Source organism: Acinetobacter sp. ANC 3813 (assembly GCF_002135435.1).
Classification (GTDB): Bacteria; Pseudomonadota; Gammaproteobacteria; order Pseudomonadales; family Moraxellaceae; genus Acinetobacter.
On sequence record NZ_NEGK01000007.1, the window covers coordinates 170,681 to 186,771 of the forward strand.

At 42.2% G+C, this 16,091-nt stretch carries 18 protein-coding genes; 8 read left to right on the forward strand and 10 right to left on the reverse strand.

Translation table 11 applies throughout. The annotated features are described in order from the left end of the window. Positions 1–294 precede the first annotated feature (294 nt). From cydP to B9T34_RS12090, 5 genes are read left to right on the forward strand one after another with little or no spacing between them, the layout of a single operon-like run. On the forward strand, positions 295–486 hold the full coding sequence (cydP, locus tag B9T34_RS12070) for a cytochrome oxidase putative small subunit CydP (RefSeq protein ID WP_086213372.1): 192 nt from the start codon (positions 295–297) through the stop codon (positions 484–486). Continuing rightward, a complete protein-coding gene (locus B9T34_RS12075; protein ID WP_086213373.1) occupies positions 486–2,072 on the forward strand; it encodes a cytochrome ubiquinol oxidase subunit I in 1,587 nt (528 codons plus the stop codon). Before cydP ends, B9T34_RS12075 begins: the two co-directional genes overlap by 1 nt. Continuing rightward, on the forward strand, positions 2,069–3,214 hold the full coding sequence (gene cydB, locus B9T34_RS12080; protein ID WP_086213374.1) for a cytochrome d ubiquinol oxidase subunit II: 1,146 nt from the start codon (positions 2,069–2,071) through the stop codon (positions 3,212–3,214). The genes B9T34_RS12075 and cydB overlap by 4 nt, the downstream gene beginning before the upstream one ends. A 23-nt stretch (positions 3,215–3,237) precedes the next feature. Then, the gene (gene cydX / locus B9T34_RS12085; RefSeq protein ID WP_002120988.1) at positions 3,238–3,339 is read left to right on the forward strand and encodes a cytochrome bd-I oxidase subunit CydX; all 102 of its coding nucleotides are present in this window, start codon (positions 3,238–3,240) and stop codon (positions 3,337–3,339) included. A 3-nt stretch (positions 3,340–3,342) separates the two neighbouring features. Beyond that, positions 3,343–3,639: a cyd operon YbgE family protein gene (locus B9T34_RS12090; protein WP_086213375.1), complete on the forward strand. Its 297-nt coding sequence runs from the start codon at positions 3,343–3,345 to the stop codon at positions 3,637–3,639. Positions 3,640–3,668: 29 nt separating this feature from the next. On the opposite strand, the gene B9T34_RS12095 is transcribed toward B9T34_RS12090, so the two are convergent. From B9T34_RS12095 to B9T34_RS12125, 7 genes are all read right to left on the reverse strand, one after another. Next, complete coding sequence (locus tag B9T34_RS12095) at positions 3,669–4,334, reverse strand: DUF6988 family protein (RefSeq protein ID WP_086213376.1); 666 nt, start codon at positions 4,332–4,334, stop codon at positions 3,669–3,671. 81 nt (positions 4,335–4,415) lie between these two features. Then, complete coding sequence (gene rodA, locus B9T34_RS12100) at positions 4,416–5,552, reverse strand: rod shape-determining protein RodA (protein ID WP_086213377.1); 1,137 nt, start codon at positions 5,550–5,552, stop codon at positions 4,416–4,418. Between the two features lie 90 nt (positions 5,553–5,642). Continuing rightward, the gene (gene ispD / locus B9T34_RS12105) at positions 5,643–6,368 is read right to left on the reverse strand and encodes a 2-C-methyl-D-erythritol 4-phosphate cytidylyltransferase (protein WP_086213378.1); all 726 of its coding nucleotides are present in this window, start codon (positions 6,366–6,368) and stop codon (positions 5,643–5,645) included. Next, positions 6,334–6,720 carry a septum formation initiator family protein gene (locus tag B9T34_RS12110; protein WP_086213379.1) on the reverse strand — a complete coding sequence of 129 codons (387 nt, stop codon included), beginning with the start codon at positions 6,718–6,720 and terminating at the stop codon, positions 6,334–6,336. Before B9T34_RS12110 ends, ispD begins: the two co-directional genes overlap by 35 nt. Positions 6,721–6,736: 16 nt before the next feature. Beyond that, positions 6,737–8,026 carry a phosphopyruvate hydratase gene (gene eno, locus B9T34_RS12115; RefSeq protein ID WP_086213380.1) on the reverse strand — a complete coding sequence of 430 codons (1,290 nt, stop codon included), beginning with the start codon at positions 8,024–8,026 and terminating at the stop codon, positions 6,737–6,739. Positions 8,027–8,090: 64 nt separating this feature from the next. Continuing rightward, positions 8,091–8,948: a 3-deoxy-8-phosphooctulonate synthase gene (gene kdsA / locus B9T34_RS12120; RefSeq protein ID WP_086213381.1), complete on the reverse strand. Its 858-nt coding sequence runs from the start codon at positions 8,946–8,948 to the stop codon at positions 8,091–8,093. Between the two features lie 31 nt (positions 8,949–8,979). Further along, positions 8,980–10,620 (reverse strand): CTP synthase, encoded by a 1,641-nt coding sequence (locus B9T34_RS12125; protein ID WP_086213382.1) that lies wholly within the window; start codon positions 10,618–10,620, stop codon positions 8,980–8,982. A gap of 226 nt (positions 10,621–10,846) precedes the next feature. Here B9T34_RS12125 and B9T34_RS12130 point away from each other — a divergent pair, with 226 nt between their 5' ends. Next, positions 10,847–11,275, forward strand: coding sequence for an internalin (locus B9T34_RS12130; protein WP_086213383.1), 429 nt, complete (start codon positions 10,847–10,849; stop codon positions 11,273–11,275). A gap of 111 nt (positions 11,276–11,386) precedes the next feature. Here the strand turns inward: B9T34_RS12130 and B9T34_RS12135 are convergent, their stop codons facing one another. Next, positions 11,387–12,277, reverse strand: coding sequence for a LysR family transcriptional regulator (locus B9T34_RS12135; RefSeq protein WP_086213384.1), 891 nt, complete (start codon positions 12,275–12,277; stop codon positions 11,387–11,389). Positions 12,278–12,386: 109 nt separating this feature from the next. Here B9T34_RS12135 and dkgB point away from each other — a divergent pair, with 109 nt between their 5' ends. After that, positions 12,387–13,190 carry a 2,5-didehydrogluconate reductase DkgB gene (gene dkgB, locus B9T34_RS12140; RefSeq protein WP_086213385.1) on the forward strand — a complete coding sequence of 268 codons (804 nt, stop codon included), beginning with the start codon at positions 12,387–12,389 and terminating at the stop codon, positions 13,188–13,190. Positions 13,191–13,195: 5 nt separating this feature from the next. Further along, a complete protein-coding gene (locus B9T34_RS12145; RefSeq protein ID WP_086213386.1) occupies positions 13,196–14,395 on the forward strand; it encodes an MFS transporter in 1,200 nt (399 codons plus the stop codon). Positions 14,396–14,490: 95 nt separating this feature from the next. On the opposite strand, the gene B9T34_RS12150 is transcribed toward B9T34_RS12145, so the two are convergent. Both B9T34_RS12150 and B9T34_RS12155 read right to left on the reverse strand, forming a co-directional pair. Next, the gene (locus B9T34_RS12150; protein WP_086213387.1) at positions 14,491–15,591 is read right to left on the reverse strand and encodes a YheT family hydrolase; all 1,101 of its coding nucleotides are present in this window, start codon (positions 15,589–15,591) and stop codon (positions 14,491–14,493) included. A 49-nt stretch (positions 15,592–15,640) separates the two neighbouring features. Next, positions 15,641–16,048: a nuclear transport factor 2 family protein gene (locus B9T34_RS12155; protein WP_086213388.1), complete on the reverse strand. Its 408-nt coding sequence runs from the start codon at positions 16,046–16,048 to the stop codon at positions 15,641–15,643. Between the last annotated feature and the right edge of the window lie 43 nt (positions 16,049–16,091).

Below are 16,091 nucleotides of genomic sequence, written 5' to 3' on the forward strand. Positions count from 1 at the left end.
ACTTTAAAATTAAAATAATATTAAACCAATTAAAATAGTTGGTTATTTATTGAAATCCAACCACTTTAATCCGATTAAAAATATTAAATACAAGCAAAATGGTCAGGTTTACATATTACAAATACAAGTGTTTTACTCTGATTTATTTTATTAAAAATAAGAAGCATTTGTATTTATAAATATATGTTTTTACTACAATTATTAATATATTTTTATTTTAACTGTTCAGTCTATTTATTTTTTATGAACTTATGATAATAATATGTAACGAGTTCTAAATAACGGCTTATAAATATGAGCTTAATACCCAAAGATTTTAATCAAAAAGCAGTCAGAGATATCACCATAATTTTAATAATAAAGGTTGCTCTGCTGCTGACCATCAAACATATCTGGTTTGACGCGCCAACGATTCCCAAGAATTTTGACAATCAAGTTGCCGAGCGCATCGCTGGCAGCCCTTCCCCAATCAAGGAGACACGTTGATGATTTCTGAAAGCGTGGTCGATCTATCGCGGTTCCAGTTTGCAATGACTGCGATGTATCACTTTATTTTTGTTCCACTTACTCTAGGTCTGGCTTTCCTTCTCGCCATTATGGAAACCACGTATGTGATTTCCGGCAAAGAAATTTATAAAGACATGACCAAATTCTGGGGAAAACTCTTCGGTATTAACTTTGCCTTAGGTGTGACAACTGGTTTAACCATGGAGTTCCAGTTTGGTACCAACTGGGCATACTACTCACACTATGTAGGCGATATTTTTGGCGCACCCTTGGCTATTGAAGGCCTAATGGCATTCTTCCTAGAATCCACCTTTATTGGTTTATTCTTCTTTGGTTGGGATCGCCTTTCTAAAGCACAGCATTTAGGTGTGACTTGGCTGGTTGCTTTAGGTTCGAACATGTCCGCGCTCTGGATTTTGGTTGCCAACGGCTGGATGCAAAACCCTGTCGGTTCAGCATTCAACTACGAAACCATGCGTATGGAACTTGTAGACTTTGGCGCACTGATTTTCAACCCAGTGGCGCAAGTAAAATTTGTTCATACCGTTTCTGCTGGCTATGTGACAGGCGCGATATTTGTACTTGCCATTTCAAGCTATTACATGCTGAAAAAACGTGACTTGCCTTTTGCGCGCCGTTCTTTCGCTATTGCAGCGATCTTTGGCTTAGCATCAACATTGTCTGTAATTTTACTGGGTGATGAATCTGGCTACGAAATTGGTGATGTGCAAAAAACCAAACTGGCTGCCATTGAGGCTGAATGGGAAACTCACCCAGCTCCTGCACCATTTACTTTATTCGGTATTCCAAATAAAGAAACGATGACCACTGATTATGCAGTGAAAATCCCGTATGTGATGGGCATCATTGCAACTCGCTCTACAACCAAAGAAGTGACTGGCATTAAAGACTTGCTGGTACAGCATGAAGAACGCATTCGCAACGGCATGATTGCTTACTCTCAGCTGGAAAAACTTCGTGCCGGCGACCAGTCTCCTGAACTTAAAGCAGCCTTTGCTGAGTCTCAAAAAGACCTAGGCTACGGCTTGCTGCTGAAAAAATACACACCTAATGTTGTAGATGCATCTGAAGCGCAAATTAAAGCTGCCGCTAAAGATACTATTCCGCATGTACCAAGCTTGTTTTGGGCATTCCGTGCAATGGTTGCTTCTGGCTTCCTGATGTTACTGTTATTCGCCCTTGCTGCTTTTGCTGTAGCAAAACGCAATGCCGAAGACAAACCATGGCTGCTTAAATTCGCACTCTTTTCTCTACCATTGCCTTGGATTGCTGCCCAAACTGGCTGGTATGTAGCAGAAGTAGGCCGTCAGCCTTGGACAATTGGTGAAGTACTGCCTACACACTTGTCAACATCTACATTAAGTGCAGGCGATGTAATGGGTTCTATTTTAGCCCTTGCAGCCTTCTACACAGTATTACTGATCATTGAAATGTACTTAATGATTAAATTCTCTCGCCTTGGCCCAAGCTCACTTCACACTGGCAAATACCATTTTGAAAAACTTGAGGCAGCACAACAGGCTAAAGAGGAGACTCAAGCATGATTGAATATGAACTACTCAAAATAATCTGGTGGGTTTTGGTTGGCGTACTGCTGATTGGCTTTGCCCTCACCGATGGCTTCGATATGGGCTCTATGGCAATCATGCCATTTGTAGGAAAGAACGATGAAGAACGCCGCGCTGCAATCAACACGATTGCACCGCACTGGGACGGCAACCAAGTTTGGTTCATAACAGCAGGCGGCGCATTATTTGCCGCTTGGCCAATGGTCTATGCAACTGCCTTCTCTGGCATGTACTGGGCATTACTTCTGGTTTTGTTCGCCCTCTTCCTAAGACCGGTTGGTTTTGATTATCGGTCTAAGCTAGAAAACAAAAAATGGCGCAACTCTTGGGATTGGGGACTATGTATTGGCGGTGCTGTACCTGCTCTGGTATTTGGCGTAGCTTTCGGCAATATGTTCCTTGGCGTACCATTTCAGCTCGACGAAACAGTACGCTCAACATATACAGGCAGCTTCTTTGCCCTGCTTAACCCATTTGCACTTGTTTGCGGTATTGTCAGCCTATCTATGCTTTCAGCTCACGGCGGCGCTTGGTTGATGCTTCGTACAGATGGCGACCTGCGTGCCCGTTCTGCTAAAGCGACACAAATTATGGGTATTGTATTCCTCATCTGCTTCTTGGTTGCAGGCATCTGGCTATACTTTGGCGGCATTCAGGGCTACACACTTGTACAACCTTTTGATACCAATGGCGTTGCCAATCCATTGGCTAAGCAAGTAATTACGGATGCCAATCAAGGCTGGATGAATAACTACAGTACTTATCCAATTACCATGATTGCGCCAATCTGCGCGATTCTAGGTGGATTCATTGTGATTGCTGCAGCGGGTAAAGCCAAAGCAGGCCTGAGTTTCCTTGGCACTTCTTTAGCGATTATCGGAACAATTTTAACTGCTGGTTTTGCTCTGTTCCCTTTCCTTATGCCTTCAAGTATCGATGCAGTTTCAAGCTTAACCATGTGGGACGCAGTTTCGAGTAAAAATACACTGACAGTAATGACTGTTGCTGCCTGTATCTTCGTACCGCTTATCTTGTGCTACACCACTTGGTGCTATTACAAAATGTGGGGCGTTATTACTAAAAAACACATCCAAGAGAATTCGCATAGCCTGTACTAAGGCTATGCTCAGGAGTAAAAATTATGTGGTATTTTGCGTGGATTCTCGGCATTTTAATGGCATGTTTCGCAGGCGTACTCAGTGCGCTGTACATCGAACACCATCAGGATTTAGATGAGGAATAAAGCATGACTGAAGCAGTAATGACAACAGAAGAAAAAAAGCCGAATAAAATTGCAATGGCCATCTCGTTTTTGTTGGCATTGCCCCTTGCAGCGGTTTTATTAATCCATCCAGCAGCAATGTTGGATGCCAATGGTGAATACAGCCACCGCGCTATGATGTATATCATGATTGGCATCTCTGGCGGCTTTATTCACGGTGTTGGCTTTATTCCAAGATTCTGGTTATGGAAATGGCTGTTTAGCCCCTTTGTCGCATGGCCTCTCATGCTATGGGGCTACTACACATGGTTCCTAGCCTAGATGCCCTAGACTAAATTTAAAGCCCTCTTTTAGAGGGCTTTTTTATATCTGCGATCTATTGCAGCTTTATATTCATCACTAATATCGGATTGCATTTGAAAACACTGTCTAAATTTTTGATGAATGTAATGAATATATTTTTCCTTGCCAGCATGTCTCAATAAAATTTGAGCCGCCATCACTATAAAGCCATTTACTTGTTTCACAATAACTTCACGCACACCATTTACCACACCCGCTTTACGTTGTATTAAAGAATTACGGCCAGTATGTACAATTGAATGTAAATGTTGCAGTGAATAAAATTTAAATTCTTTAAATTGACCAACTATATGATTAATTTCAACTACATTTTCTAGTTGAGAAATCATTCCAGATGCTGTTGGAGTTTTAACATTTTTTAATAATTCATCTTCACTTCTGATTTCAAACTCATGTACCTGTGCGTTCGTAGCAACATTTAATAGCCAGTAAGCACGAACAACAGCTTCAAACTGAACTCTAAATAATGCAAGTGCAGATATATCATGCTGAGTCTCTAACAATTGCAGAATAGCTTGACCATGCTCAATAGATAAATCACAGCACTCATAAACCAAATCAAGTCTTAATCCACCATCCATAAAAATTGAATGGTTCAATTCTGTATTCAACTCGCTTAACATCATCTCTGAATTACGAAAAATATCTATCAACTCAACCCCTAACTAAATAAATGAAATAACTTCAAGATATAAAAAAAGCTGGAATCAATCCAGCTTTAAAGTATTAAATCTTTAACGATGCGTATGAATGGACATCACAATTCCCATACCAGCTAGCATAGATATAACAGCTGTACCACCATAACTCATCAAAGGCAAAGGGTCACCCGTCACAGGTAAAATCCCGCTCACCATGCCAGAATTCAAAAAGACAAAGAAAAAGAAAGTTAAACCTGCCGCACCAGCATATAAACGGCCAAAATTATGAAAACTGTTCATGCCAATCATTAAACATCGGATAATAATTGCACCGAAGAGGCTAAACAGCAAAAAAACACCGATAAAGCCAAATTCTTCTGCATAAGTCGACATAATAAAGTCGGTATGATGCTCTGGCAAATAGCCCAAATGCGACTGCGTCCCTGCTGTAAAGCCCTTACCTGTCATACCGCCAGAACCAATGGCAATTTTAGACTGAATGATGTTCCAGCCTGCGCCCAATGCATCAGACTCAGGATCAAATAGTGTGAGGACACGTTTTTTTTGATATTCCTGCAAAAAGAATGTCCACAATAATGGCGCCACAACAGCAAGCGCGCCCATAGCGCCTAAAATTAGACGCCATGACATTCCGCTCAAAAACAGTACAAAAATACCCGGAATAATCAAACCAATGTTTAAATCCGGCTGTAAAGCCACCAAAACAAAGGGCACCATCATAATGATGATCGCAACCACAATATGCAGAAACTTTGGCGGGAAAGCGCGATTCGAAAAATACCAGGCCATCATTAAGGGCATGGCAAATTTCATTACCTCACTGGGCTGCATACTGCCAATTCCGGGTAAAGTAATCCAGCGTTTTGCCCCCATTCGGGTTTCACCCACCGCCAAGACTAAAATCAGCATAAACAAGCCAAAAATGTACAGATATGGGCTAACAGCTTGATATACCTTTGGCGGCACTTGTGCGCACAGGAACATGATAATAAAGCCTGCGCCAAAACTTGTGGCTTGACGCATAACCATGCCTGAATCACCGGCTGTTGCGCTATATACCACCATCAAGCCAAGAGCAGCATTGATGACCAGAAAAATGAGCAGCCAAGGATCTAAATGCAATTTAGCCCAGCGTGAAGAATCGTGTTTTATACTTAACCCATCTCGCGCGGATTGCCGTAAAAAACGATACTGCTGTGAAGGAATCATTTGTGGCGCATACTTAAAAATAAAGTGACGAAATTATAAGTTAAAGCAGTCAGGAATAAATCCTCACTGCTCAAATTATTCTGTAATTAATTAAACCATAGACTGCTGAGAAGCCAAAATCAGTTTGGCCAGCTCTAAATCATCGGGATAAGTGATTTTAATATTATCGGAGCGGCCTTGAACAACATGCACCGTTTCCAATGCAAACTCTAAAGCACTCGCTTCATCTGTAATATTTAAATTCGACGCTAAAGCATATTCTATAGCTTTTTTCAGCACACCAAGTTTCGCCATTTGCGGCGTTTGCGCCTGCCAAAGTTTTGAACGGTCCACTGTCTTTGAAATTTGCGTGCCTGTCTCTACATACTTCAGCGTATCTCTGACGGGAATCGCTAGAATTGCACTTTGTCCAGACTCAATTGCCACTGAAACAAGGTTTTCTAGACATTGCTGAGAAACGCATGGACGCCCAGCATCATGCACCATTACCCAGTCATCTTCTGAGGCAATTTCAGATAAATAATCCAATGCATTTAAAACAGAGTTAACCCTTTCCGCACCGCCTAAACAAAAATGCGCTTTGGCTTGGGCAGCAAAAGCTAATGACTGAGCTAGATCATCTTGCTCCCCAATAGCCAATACATAGCCTGATAGAGGCAACGCATTCAGTCTTTCAACCGTATGTTCCAATACTGTTTTATTTTCAATGATTTGATATTGTTTGAGTTCTGATTTTGAAAATCTGCTGCCTGAACCTGCCGCAGGAATCACTGCCCACAAATTAAGGTTCTGGAGGCAGTTCTGCTGATTCTTCATTGGTGCGTAAATCTGCTTGATTAGGATTGACGTAAATCGGCTTATATTGAGTATTTACCGTGCTCATCTGTACAAACGTTTCATGAGGCTTGACCAAGCCTAAATCTAAACGCGCATGTTCTTCTATGGCTTCTACACCATTTTTTAAATCATAAACTTCCGCGGCTAAGACGCGGTTGCGTTCTTTTAATTCTTCATTCAGCTCAATTTGCTGCTGCACTTTCTGCTGCAGCTTCTGATGGTCTTTATGGCCACCTTCACCAAACCAGTATAAATATTGAAACCCTGCGATCAATAAGATCGCAAGGCCCAACAATGCTTTACTCGCTTTAGAGTCAAATACATTTAACATAGATAGCATGATCTGCTTAGTTCAAACCTTTGAACTCAGCTTTACCGCGATATGCAGCATTAGTCAATTCTTCAATGCGAAGCAATTGGTTATATTTTGCAACACGGTCAGAACGACATAGTGAACCAGTTTTGATTTGGCCCGCTGCTGTACCCACTGCAAGATCTGCAATTGTAGAGTCTTCAGTTTCGCCTGAACGGTGAGAAATAACAGTCGTGTAACCATTTTCTTTCGCAAGATAGATCGCATCTAAAGTTTCTGTCAAAGTACCGATTTGGTTGTATTTGATCAGAATAGAGTTACCAACTTTCTCATTGATGCCGCGTTGAAGAATCTTAGGATTCGTAACAAACAAATCATCACCAACCAATTGGATCTTGTCACCCAAAATAGAAGTCAGGTACGACCAGCCTTCCCAATCAGATTCATCCAAACCATCTTCAATTGAGATAATTGGGTATTGGTTTACCAGACCTGCTAAATAGTCAGAGAATTGGTTGCTTGTGAATGCTTTGTTGCCTTCACCAGCAAGAATGTATTGACCATTTTTGTAGAATTCTGAAGATGCACAGTCAAGCGCAAGCATAATGTCAGAACCTGCTTTATAGCCAGTTTGACCAATTGCTTCAAGAATAACAGTGATTGCTTCTTCGTTAGAGCGAAGGTTTGGCGCAAAACCGCCTTCATCACCAACAGCAGTATTTAAACCTTTTTTGTTTAATACTGATTTTAAAGAATGGAAAATTTCCGCACCGGCACGCAAAGCTTCAGAGAATGAAGAAAAGCCAACTGGCTCAATCATAAATTCTTGAATATCAACGTTGTTGTCTGCATGTGAACCGCCATTGATGATGTTCATCATTGGAACAGGCATAGTCAGAATACTGTTGTTGCGAAGGTCTGCGATGTATTGAAAAAGAGGAATTTTCTTCTCATCAGCAGCAGCGCGCGCAGCAGCAAGAGATACTGCAAGAGTCGCGTTAGCGCCTAATTTTTCTTTATTTTCAGTACCGTCAAGCGCGATCATTGTATTATCAATGTCTTTTTGCTCGAATACTGATTTGCCTAGCAGTGCATCACGAATGATCGTATTTACATTGTTAACAGCGGTTTTTACGCCTTTACCTAAGTAACGCGATTTATCGCCGTCACGAAGTTCTAAAGCTTCACGAGAACCAGTTGAAGCACCAGATGGTGCACATGCACGGCCAACTACGCCAGATTCCAGAATAACATCTGCTTCGATGGTTGGGTTACCGCGAGAGTCCAAAATTTCACGTGCACGAATGTCAACGATTTGACTCATGAACTATTCCTCAGTTGATTAATAAAACGATGCGCCATTAAATGACGCATCAAAAGTAAATATATTAGTGTGTATCCAGCTCTTTAAAGCCTTTGACCAAAGTATCCAGTTCTTTTAACTGCGCTAAGAATGGCTCAAGCTGAGACATACGAAGTGCACAAGGCCCGTCACATTTCGCCACATCTGGATCAGGATGCGCTTCCAAGAACAAACCTGCCAAACCAGTCGCCATACCCGCACGAGCAAGCGTAGTGATTTGCGCGCGGCGTCCGCCTGCAGAATCAGCACGGCCGCCAGGCGTTTGCAATGCATGGGTCACATCAAAGAACACAGGAACGTTCATTTGTTTCATGGTGTCAAAGCCCAGCATATCCACAACAAGATTGTTGTAGCCAAATGCAGAACCGCGCTCACACAGAATCAGTTTATCGTTACCCGCTTCCAAGCACTTATTCATGATATGACGCATTTCATGCGGTGCAAGGAATTGCGCTTTTTTGATGTTAATGATGGCATCCGTCTTGGCCATTGCTTCAACAAGGTCAGTTTGACGGCTTAAAAAAGCAGGAAGCTGAATAATGTCTGCAACTTCTGCCACAGGCGCTGCCTGATACGGCTCATGCACGTCAGTAATAATCGGCACATTAAAATGCTTTTTAATGTCAGCCAGCCACTCAATACCCTTTTCCAGGCCTGGGCCGCGGAAAGAGTTTAAGCTTGAGCGGTTTGCTTTATCGAAGCTTGCTTTAAACACATATGGGATATCTAAGCGTTTGCAGATATCAACATAAGTTTCCGCAATTTCAAAAGCCAGATCTTTTGACTCAAGTACGTTCATGCCGCCGAATAGTACAAATGGCAAGTGGTTTGCCATTTGTATATCGCCTAAACGTACAATCTCTTGTGGTTTTAATTGTGACATTTAAACTTCCTAGTTTATTCCTTAACCCGAATTACTTGGTTTTTTTGTACTGCTTTTTCGCAGCATCAATAAAACTAGCAAATAATGGGTGTCCATCGCGTGGAGAACTTGTAAATTCTGGGTGGAATTGTACAGCAATAAACCAAGGATGTTGAGGAATTTCAACAGTTTCTACCAAGCGTTGAACTGGAGAATAGCCTGAAATCTTCATGCCTTTCTCTTCAAGCACTGGGATATAGCGGTTGTTCATTTCATAACGGTGACGGTGACGTTCAATGATATCTTCAGAACCATAAACTTCACATGTCTTCGTGCCAGCAACCAATTCAGATTTTTGAGCACCCAAACGCATTGTGCCGCCAAGATCCGAGTCAGCATTACGCTGCTGTACTTCACCGCGCTCATCCAGCCATTCAGTGATTAGACCAATCAGTGGTGACTTAGTAGAACGGTTAAATTCAGTTGAAGTTGCATCTGCAATACCCGCGACATTGCGCGCATATTCGATTACAGCCAGCTGCATACCTAAACAGATGCCAAGGAATGGCACACCGTTTTCACGGGCAAAACGAATTGCTTTCATTTTACCTTCTGTACCGCGCTCACCAAAGCCGCCTGGTACAAGAATCGCATCAGCATCTTTTAATGCTTCGTTTACATCTAAGCTTTCAAGCTCTTCTGCATTAACATAGTCGATTTGTACTTTAACGCGGTTTTTGATACCCGCATGCAGAAGCGCTTCGTTCACAGATTTATAAGCATCTGGAAGTTCCACATATTTACCGACCATTGCAACACGTACTGTGTATTCAGGGTTCAGCAATGCTTCTACCACGTTATCCCAATCTGTTAAGTCAGCTTCAGGAAGATCGTTATAACCAAAACGTTCACAGATTAAATCATCAACATTTTGTTCATAGAAGGTACGCGGAATTTGATAAATTGAGCGCGCATCTTTACATACCACAACCGCACGTGCTTCAACGTTTGTGAACAACGCAATTTTACGTGTTGTATCTGCATCAACATCATGCTCAGTACGGCAGATTAAGATATCTGGCTGAATACCGATCGACAGCAATTCTTTTACAGAATGCTGTGTAGGTTTTGTTTTCAGCTCTGCTGCAGATTTGATATATGGAAGAAGCGTTAAGTGCATCAGCATAGTGCGCTTATGACCTAGCTCAACCATTAATTGACGAACAGATTCCATGAATGGGAGAGATTCAATGTCACCTACTGTGCCGCCAATTTCAACAATCGCAACGTCGTAACCTTCGCCTGCGCGCAGTACACGTTCTTTGATGTTGTCTGTAATGTGTGGAATAACTTGAACAGTTCCACCAAGATAATCACCGCGGCGTTCTTTATTTAAAACGTCTTGGTATACACGACCAGATGTAAAGTTATTAAGCTTGGTCATTTTCGCACGACGCAAGAAACGTTCGTAATAACCCAAATCTAAGTCAGTTTCGGCACCATCCTCTGTGACAAAAACTTCACCATGCTGGAATGGGCTCATTGTCCCTGGATCGACATTAATGTATGGATCCATTTTGACCATGGTTACTTTTAAACCACGGGCTTCTAAAAGTGCAGCAACTGAAGCAGCTGAAATACCTTTACCTAGTGATGAAACTACACCACCAGTCACGAAAATAAAATGGGTCATTGGGTTTCTCGTACAATCGAGCCTAAATAGGCCTGCAATGTTGCGCAATTTTACTTTACCTTGCACCAATAAAGCAAAGTCATTCCGCATCAATTCATAGAACAATAAACAATTGGTTATTCTATCAGCATTTCCGATATAAAATTAGCTAAAATTTCGATGATTTTCATATTCTGATTTATGGTTATAATATGGGTATCTGTTTAACACTTAATTTTGTGCAATTATGAATAAAAAACTTTTAATCTGCGGTGCAATCGCTACGGCATTATTGATTACTGCCTGTGTGAAAAAAGAAGAGCCAAAGCAAGAAGAGCCTGAACAAATTGATACCGCAGCATCTGAAACAATGACCGCTTCTGAAGCGCAATTCCAAAGCTTAGACTCAACAGACAATGCGCCAATTGAGCCAATGCCTGGACAGACTGAAATTATTCGCGAAGAAACGCCGAATACTACCACTGAAATCCGCCGTGAAACTCCAGCTGCGTCAGTTGAAGAAGCGCCGCGCCCTGCTGCACCTAAAGCTGAAGCGCCTAAGGCTGAAGACAAGCCTACACAAGCTGCGCCTAAGCAAAATAATGGCGGCGCTCAATCTGAAGATGATGCAGTTGCAGCAGCGATTGCGGCAGCTACACCAGCGCTTGATAATTAATTTATTTAATTTTCAACAATTAAAAGCCCAGAAACTCGACTGGGCTTTTCTTTATCTATTGGTATACAAATTCGCTGTTTAATCATTTTTACAGCCACTAAAGATCCACGTCTACAAATATGGCTTAAGCTTTTCAGCCAAATAATCAATAAATAAGCTAATTCGTTTGGGTAAATGTTCTTGCAGATAATACACGGCGTGTATTTTTTGATAATGCAAAAGCACATGCTCTGGCAACAATGCAATCAGCCGCCCTTCTTTCAAATCCTGTTCGACTAAAAACCGCGAAAGGCATGTCACCCCCACACCAGACAGCGCCAACTGCCGAACGGTCTCACCGTTAGATGCTTTAATTTTAGGCTGTATGGTCAATGCTTTGCCGTCTATTTCAATCGGCCATGTGTTTAAGTGATTGACCTGACTAAAACCAATCAAGTCATGCTGCAGCAAATCGTCTGGCTGCTGAGGCAAACCTTTCTTGGCAACGTATTCTGGGCTGGCAACTATATAAAGATGGCTTCTGCAAAGCAATTTTGCATGCAGCGTAGAATCATTCAGCTCACCAAATCGAATTGCCACATCTGTTTGATGTTCAAGCAGATCAATCACTTGATCATGATTATTTAATTCTATCGTGATGTTTGGATACTTCTGCATAAACTCATGAATCAGCGGCACAATCACATGCAGCACAAACGGTGTTGCAGAATCTACGCGAATTAAGCCCGAAATATCTGCATCCGTTTTTAATAAGGCATCCTCTGCTTCAGCCAAAGCATTTAGAATTTGTCGAGCTTTGGCCAGAAACAGCTGCCCTTCTTGCGTCAATTTAATTTTACGTGTTGTTCTTTCCAGCAGCGTTACATTTAATTTAGATTCTAAACGCTGTAAGGCGCGGCTTATGCCTGATGCGGTTTGATCCAGCCTTTCTGCAGCTTTTACAATAGAGCCGCTATCCACAATGACGGTAAAAGCCTGCAGTTCTTCAATGGTCGATTTCATGTCATATTAGAATTCATGATTTTTAATCAATAATATATTCCAAACTCATACATTTTTCTTCTTTAAAATAATCAGCACAATAACATTAATCTAAAAAAGAGAATTCCTGATGATTGTTCCTCAATTTGGTGTTGGCACTTTCCGCTTAAGCGGACAAACCGTTATCGACTCTATAAAAAATGCACTCAGTGTTGGTTATCGAGCTATAGACACGGCACAGATTTATGGCAATGAAGCTGAAGTTGGACAAGCCATTGCTGAAAGCAAGATAGTACGAGAAGAGCTATTTTTGACGACCAAAATCTGGGCTGATCATTATGCGCCAGACAAACTCATTCCAAGCTTAAAGGAAAGCTTGAGTAAGCTGCGTACTGATGCTGTCGATTTAACCCTGATTCACTGGCCTGCACCCCAAATGGGCTTCAATATTAGCGAATTGATGCAAACGCTGCTTGAGGCCAAAACGCAAGGTTTAACCCAGCATATCGGCATTTCCAACTTCAATATTGCGTTAACACAGCAAGCGATTGACAGCATTGGCGCTGAACACGTTGCAACCAATCAAATTGAGCTCAGCCCCTATTTGCAAAATGCAAAACTGGCAGAATTTTTAAAAGCACAAAACATTGATGTAACCTCTTATATGACCTTGGCTTATGGCAAAGTGCTAAACGATCCTGTGCTAAATGACATCGCCCAGCATCATCAAGCATCAGCAGCTCAAATTGCCTTAGCATGGGCACTGCAAAAAGGCTACTCGGTAATTCCATCCTCTACAAAAATTGCGCATTTAAAAGCAAACTTGCGCGCACAAGACATTCAGCTGAGTGATGAAGAAATGCAAGCCATTGCCAGCCTTGAACGCAATGGCCGAGAAGTCAATCCTGAAAAGCTAGCGCCAGAATGGGATTAAAGTGAATGAATAGCACTGCTGCAAAATTAAACTTTCCCTTACTGGCCTTGGCTATTGGCGCATTTGCCATTGGCACGACCGAATTTTCCCCGATGGGTTTTTTGCCTGAAATCGCTCATGATTTAGATGTATCGATTGCGCAAGCGGGTTTGTTAATCAGCGCATATGCAGTCGGTGTAATGATTGGCGCACCTTTAATGACCTTATGGTTTTCACGCTACTCCAAACGTAAAGCTTTAATTTTATTAATGGCTATTTTTACGATTGGCAATTTACTTGCAGCGTTTTCACCTAGTTATTTAGGACTGCTCGGCTCTAGGCTGATCACCAGCTTAAATCACGGCGCATTTTTTGGTATTGGCTCAGTGGTAGCTGCCAGTGTAGTACCTAAGGACAAACAGGCTTCTGCCGTAGCCATGATGTTTATGGGACTGACCATAGCCAATATAGGCGGTGTACCTCTGGCGACCTATGTTGGGCAGCACATCGGCTGGCGTGTTTCGTTTATGGCGATTTCAATCTTAGGCATTGTCACTATGCTTTCACTTTGGAAAGCTTTGCCGCAAGACGGTGCTGCAGCCAAACCTGATGTAAAAGCAGAGCTAAAGATTTTAACTCGCTTACCCATAGTCCTTGCGTTGCTCACGACGGTCATGAGCGCAGGCGCGATGTTCGCCTTATATACCTATATTTCGCCTAGCCTGAAAACCTTTACGCATGCCAGTCCAGAAATGATTACCTTCATGCTGGTGCTGATTGGTGTCGGTTTTTCTATTGGCAACTACTTAGGCGGAAAATTTGCAGACCGTTCATTAGAAAAAACACTGATTACTTTTCTGCTCACCCTGATGTTGATGATGCTGTTATTTCCAGTATTGGCACAAACAGCAACCGGCGCTGCAATTGCACTGATCATTTGGGGTGCCGCTGCATTCGCCGTTGTTCCGCCACTGCAAATGCGGGTGATGTCCGTTGCGCATGAAGCACCTAGTCTAGCTTCTTCAGTAAACATTGGCGCATTTAATTTAGGCAATGCCGTGGGTGCTGCTGCAGGGGCTGCAGTACTGTACTCAGGCTGGAGCTATCAAGCCGTCTCTTACTCTGGCGCAGGCGTAAGTGCGCTTGCTTTAGCATTGGTGTTTCTACAAATGAAAGTGCTGAATACTCAAGACAATATTTCACTAGACAAAGAACAGCATTGCTAACCACTCCTAAGCCAGACTTTGAATAATAAAGCCCGTGATTACAACAAATCACGGGCTTTATTATTTAGATAGATAAATACAATCCAAAGCATCACTTATTGTGTTTTATTCGCTTCCAGCAAAAAGAAGTCTGCAGCAAGGCGTGAAGCCCAAGAATGGGTTTCTTTTATTCCTTCATAAAAACCGCAATGACTGCCTTTTTTGGTGGTGATTACAGCCACACTTCGCATTTGCCTCACAATAGATTTATAAGGCTCAAAATTGCGGATGTGGCAGATTGGATCATCTTCTGCATTTAAGACCAAAAGCGGGATTTCAATTTGCTCAAAAACATAAATAGGATTCGTGGCCTGATTATAACTGCTATATGCATCAAACCCAGCCATTTCAAAATAGGCCTGTTCAAAGTCAAATAAGGTTTTGGACTGCAGCACCTTAGACAAGGTCGTAGTTTTCATCCAAGTATCTTTATACGGCTCTACAAAATTTTGGAACAGTTTTTTGGTCATCATCATGCTATAGAACGGATGTACACGCTTAAAGCCAGATTCAGTGTTATAGCCTGGGCACAACGCAAAAGCGGCCTTTAATGGCGTATCTTTAGCTTGCTCACCTAAATATCTTACCAGCAGCCCCGTACCTGCGGACGAACCCATCCCGTACAAATCTGAATTCGGAAATTTTTCCTGAATCCATGCAAGCTGTTCACGCAAATCATCTGTAGAACCAAATAGATTCATCTTAGGTACAGGCATAGGCAAGCCCGCATGGCCGCGCCGCAAACACAGCGCTATACGCCAGCTGGTGTAGAGATGCAGATCCCGAACCAATTCACGCATACTTTCAGGTGTACCGGTAATGGTATGTAAAATGACAATAGTTGGCGCATCTGGCGCAGCATTCAGACCATACCACGCGATGCCGGTAATGCCGCCATCCTGCATCTTGAGCTGATCCACCTGATCATAGCTCAAATGAATCTGACGCTTTTTAATTAAATCAAAGTACAGTAAATGTGCATGCGTATTTGACAGCCAAGGTGTTGGCCTGTATTTGCGGTGAAGCTGAGGAAGCTGTTCAAAAATAGTTTTAAACTCTCCTTGCGGATTAAAATACAGCTTGGGCTTTTCTGCGCCAATGGCGAGATCCAATACCGCCATTGCACCTCGGCTCAGCGTATTCAACCAGCTTCCCATATGCTTACCTCTCTTACTGAATAGCGTATGATCATGCTTTAAGCGGACTTCACTTGGTTAAAAAAGCCGCCATGCGCTGACCCATTTGCGCCGCCAGTGCTTCCAAACCGCTCTTTGGACGGATCATGACTTCAAAATCGATAATTTGGCCCTGTTCATTAAACTGAATCATATCGATCCCTTTTAATTTCTTCTCACCAACATTAGCTGAAAATTCAAGAACCACACTCAGGCCATCTTCTGTATAAAATTCGCGATGGTAGGTAAAGTTTTCAAAAATCTGAATGACATTGGTCAAAATAAACGTGACCACCTGCTTGCCCGGATAAGGGTTATAAGCGACCGGAGAACGGAAAACCACGTCCTCAGACAACAACTCATCCAAGATGCTCATATCCCGTGTTTCCAGCATCTGATGCCATTTTTGTATTGTTGCTTTAGTATTTTCAATTGTCATTTTAGTATTTCCTATGTCTCAATAATAAAACATCTGTTGTTTT

Bases quoted from the DNA above. Each gene is read 5' to 3' on its own strand.
- cydP (WP_086213372.1), top strand. From the start codon at position 295: ATGAGCTTAATACCCAAAGATTTTAATCAAAAAGCAGTCAGAGATATC.
- B9T34_RS12075 (WP_086213373.1), top strand. From the start codon at position 486: ATGATTTCTGAAAGCGTGGTCGATCTATCGCGGTTCCAGTTTGCAATG.
- cydB (WP_086213374.1), top strand. From the start codon at position 2,069: ATGATTGAATATGAACTACTCAAAATAATCTGGTGGGTTTTGGTTGGC.
- cydX (WP_002120988.1), top strand. From the start codon at position 3,238: ATGTGGTATTTTGCGTGGATTCTCGGCATTTTAATGGCATGTTTCGCA.
- B9T34_RS12090 (WP_086213375.1), top strand. From the start codon at position 3,343: ATGACTGAAGCAGTAATGACAACAGAAGAAAAAAAGCCGAATAAAATT.
- rodA (WP_086213377.1), bottom strand. From the start codon at position 5,552: ATGATTCCTTCACAGCAGTATCGTTTTTTACGGCAATCCGCGCGAGAT.
- ispD (WP_086213378.1), bottom strand. From the start codon at position 6,368: ATGAAGAATCAGCAGAACTGCCTCCAGAACCTTAATTTGTGGGCAGTG.
- B9T34_RS12110 (WP_086213379.1), bottom strand. From the start codon at position 6,720: ATGTTAAATGTATTTGACTCTAAAGCGAGTAAAGCATTGTTGGGCCTT.
- eno (WP_086213380.1), bottom strand. From the start codon at position 8,026: ATGAGTCAAATCGTTGACATTCGTGCACGTGAAATTTTGGACTCTCGC.
- kdsA (WP_086213381.1), bottom strand. From the start codon at position 8,948: ATGTCACAATTAAAACCACAAGAGATTGTACGTTTAGGCGATATACAA.
- B9T34_RS12125 (WP_086213382.1), bottom strand. From the start codon at position 10,620: ATGACCCATTTTATTTTCGTGACTGGTGGTGTAGTTTCATCACTAGGT.
- B9T34_RS12130 (WP_086213383.1), top strand. From the start codon at position 10,847: ATGAATAAAAAACTTTTAATCTGCGGTGCAATCGCTACGGCATTATTG.
- B9T34_RS12135 (WP_086213384.1), bottom strand. From the start codon at position 12,277: ATGAAATCGACCATTGAAGAACTGCAGGCTTTTACCGTCATTGTGGAT.
- dkgB (WP_086213385.1), top strand. From the start codon at position 12,387: ATGATTGTTCCTCAATTTGGTGTTGGCACTTTCCGCTTAAGCGGACAA.
- B9T34_RS12145 (WP_086213386.1), top strand. From the start codon at position 13,196: ATGAATAGCACTGCTGCAAAATTAAACTTTCCCTTACTGGCCTTGGCT.
- B9T34_RS12150 (WP_086213387.1), bottom strand. From the start codon at position 15,591: ATGGGAAGCTGGTTGAATACGCTGAGCCGAGGTGCAATGGCGGTATTG.
- B9T34_RS12155 (WP_086213388.1), bottom strand. From the start codon at position 16,048: ATGACAATTGAAAATACTAAAGCAACAATACAAAAATGGCATCAGATG.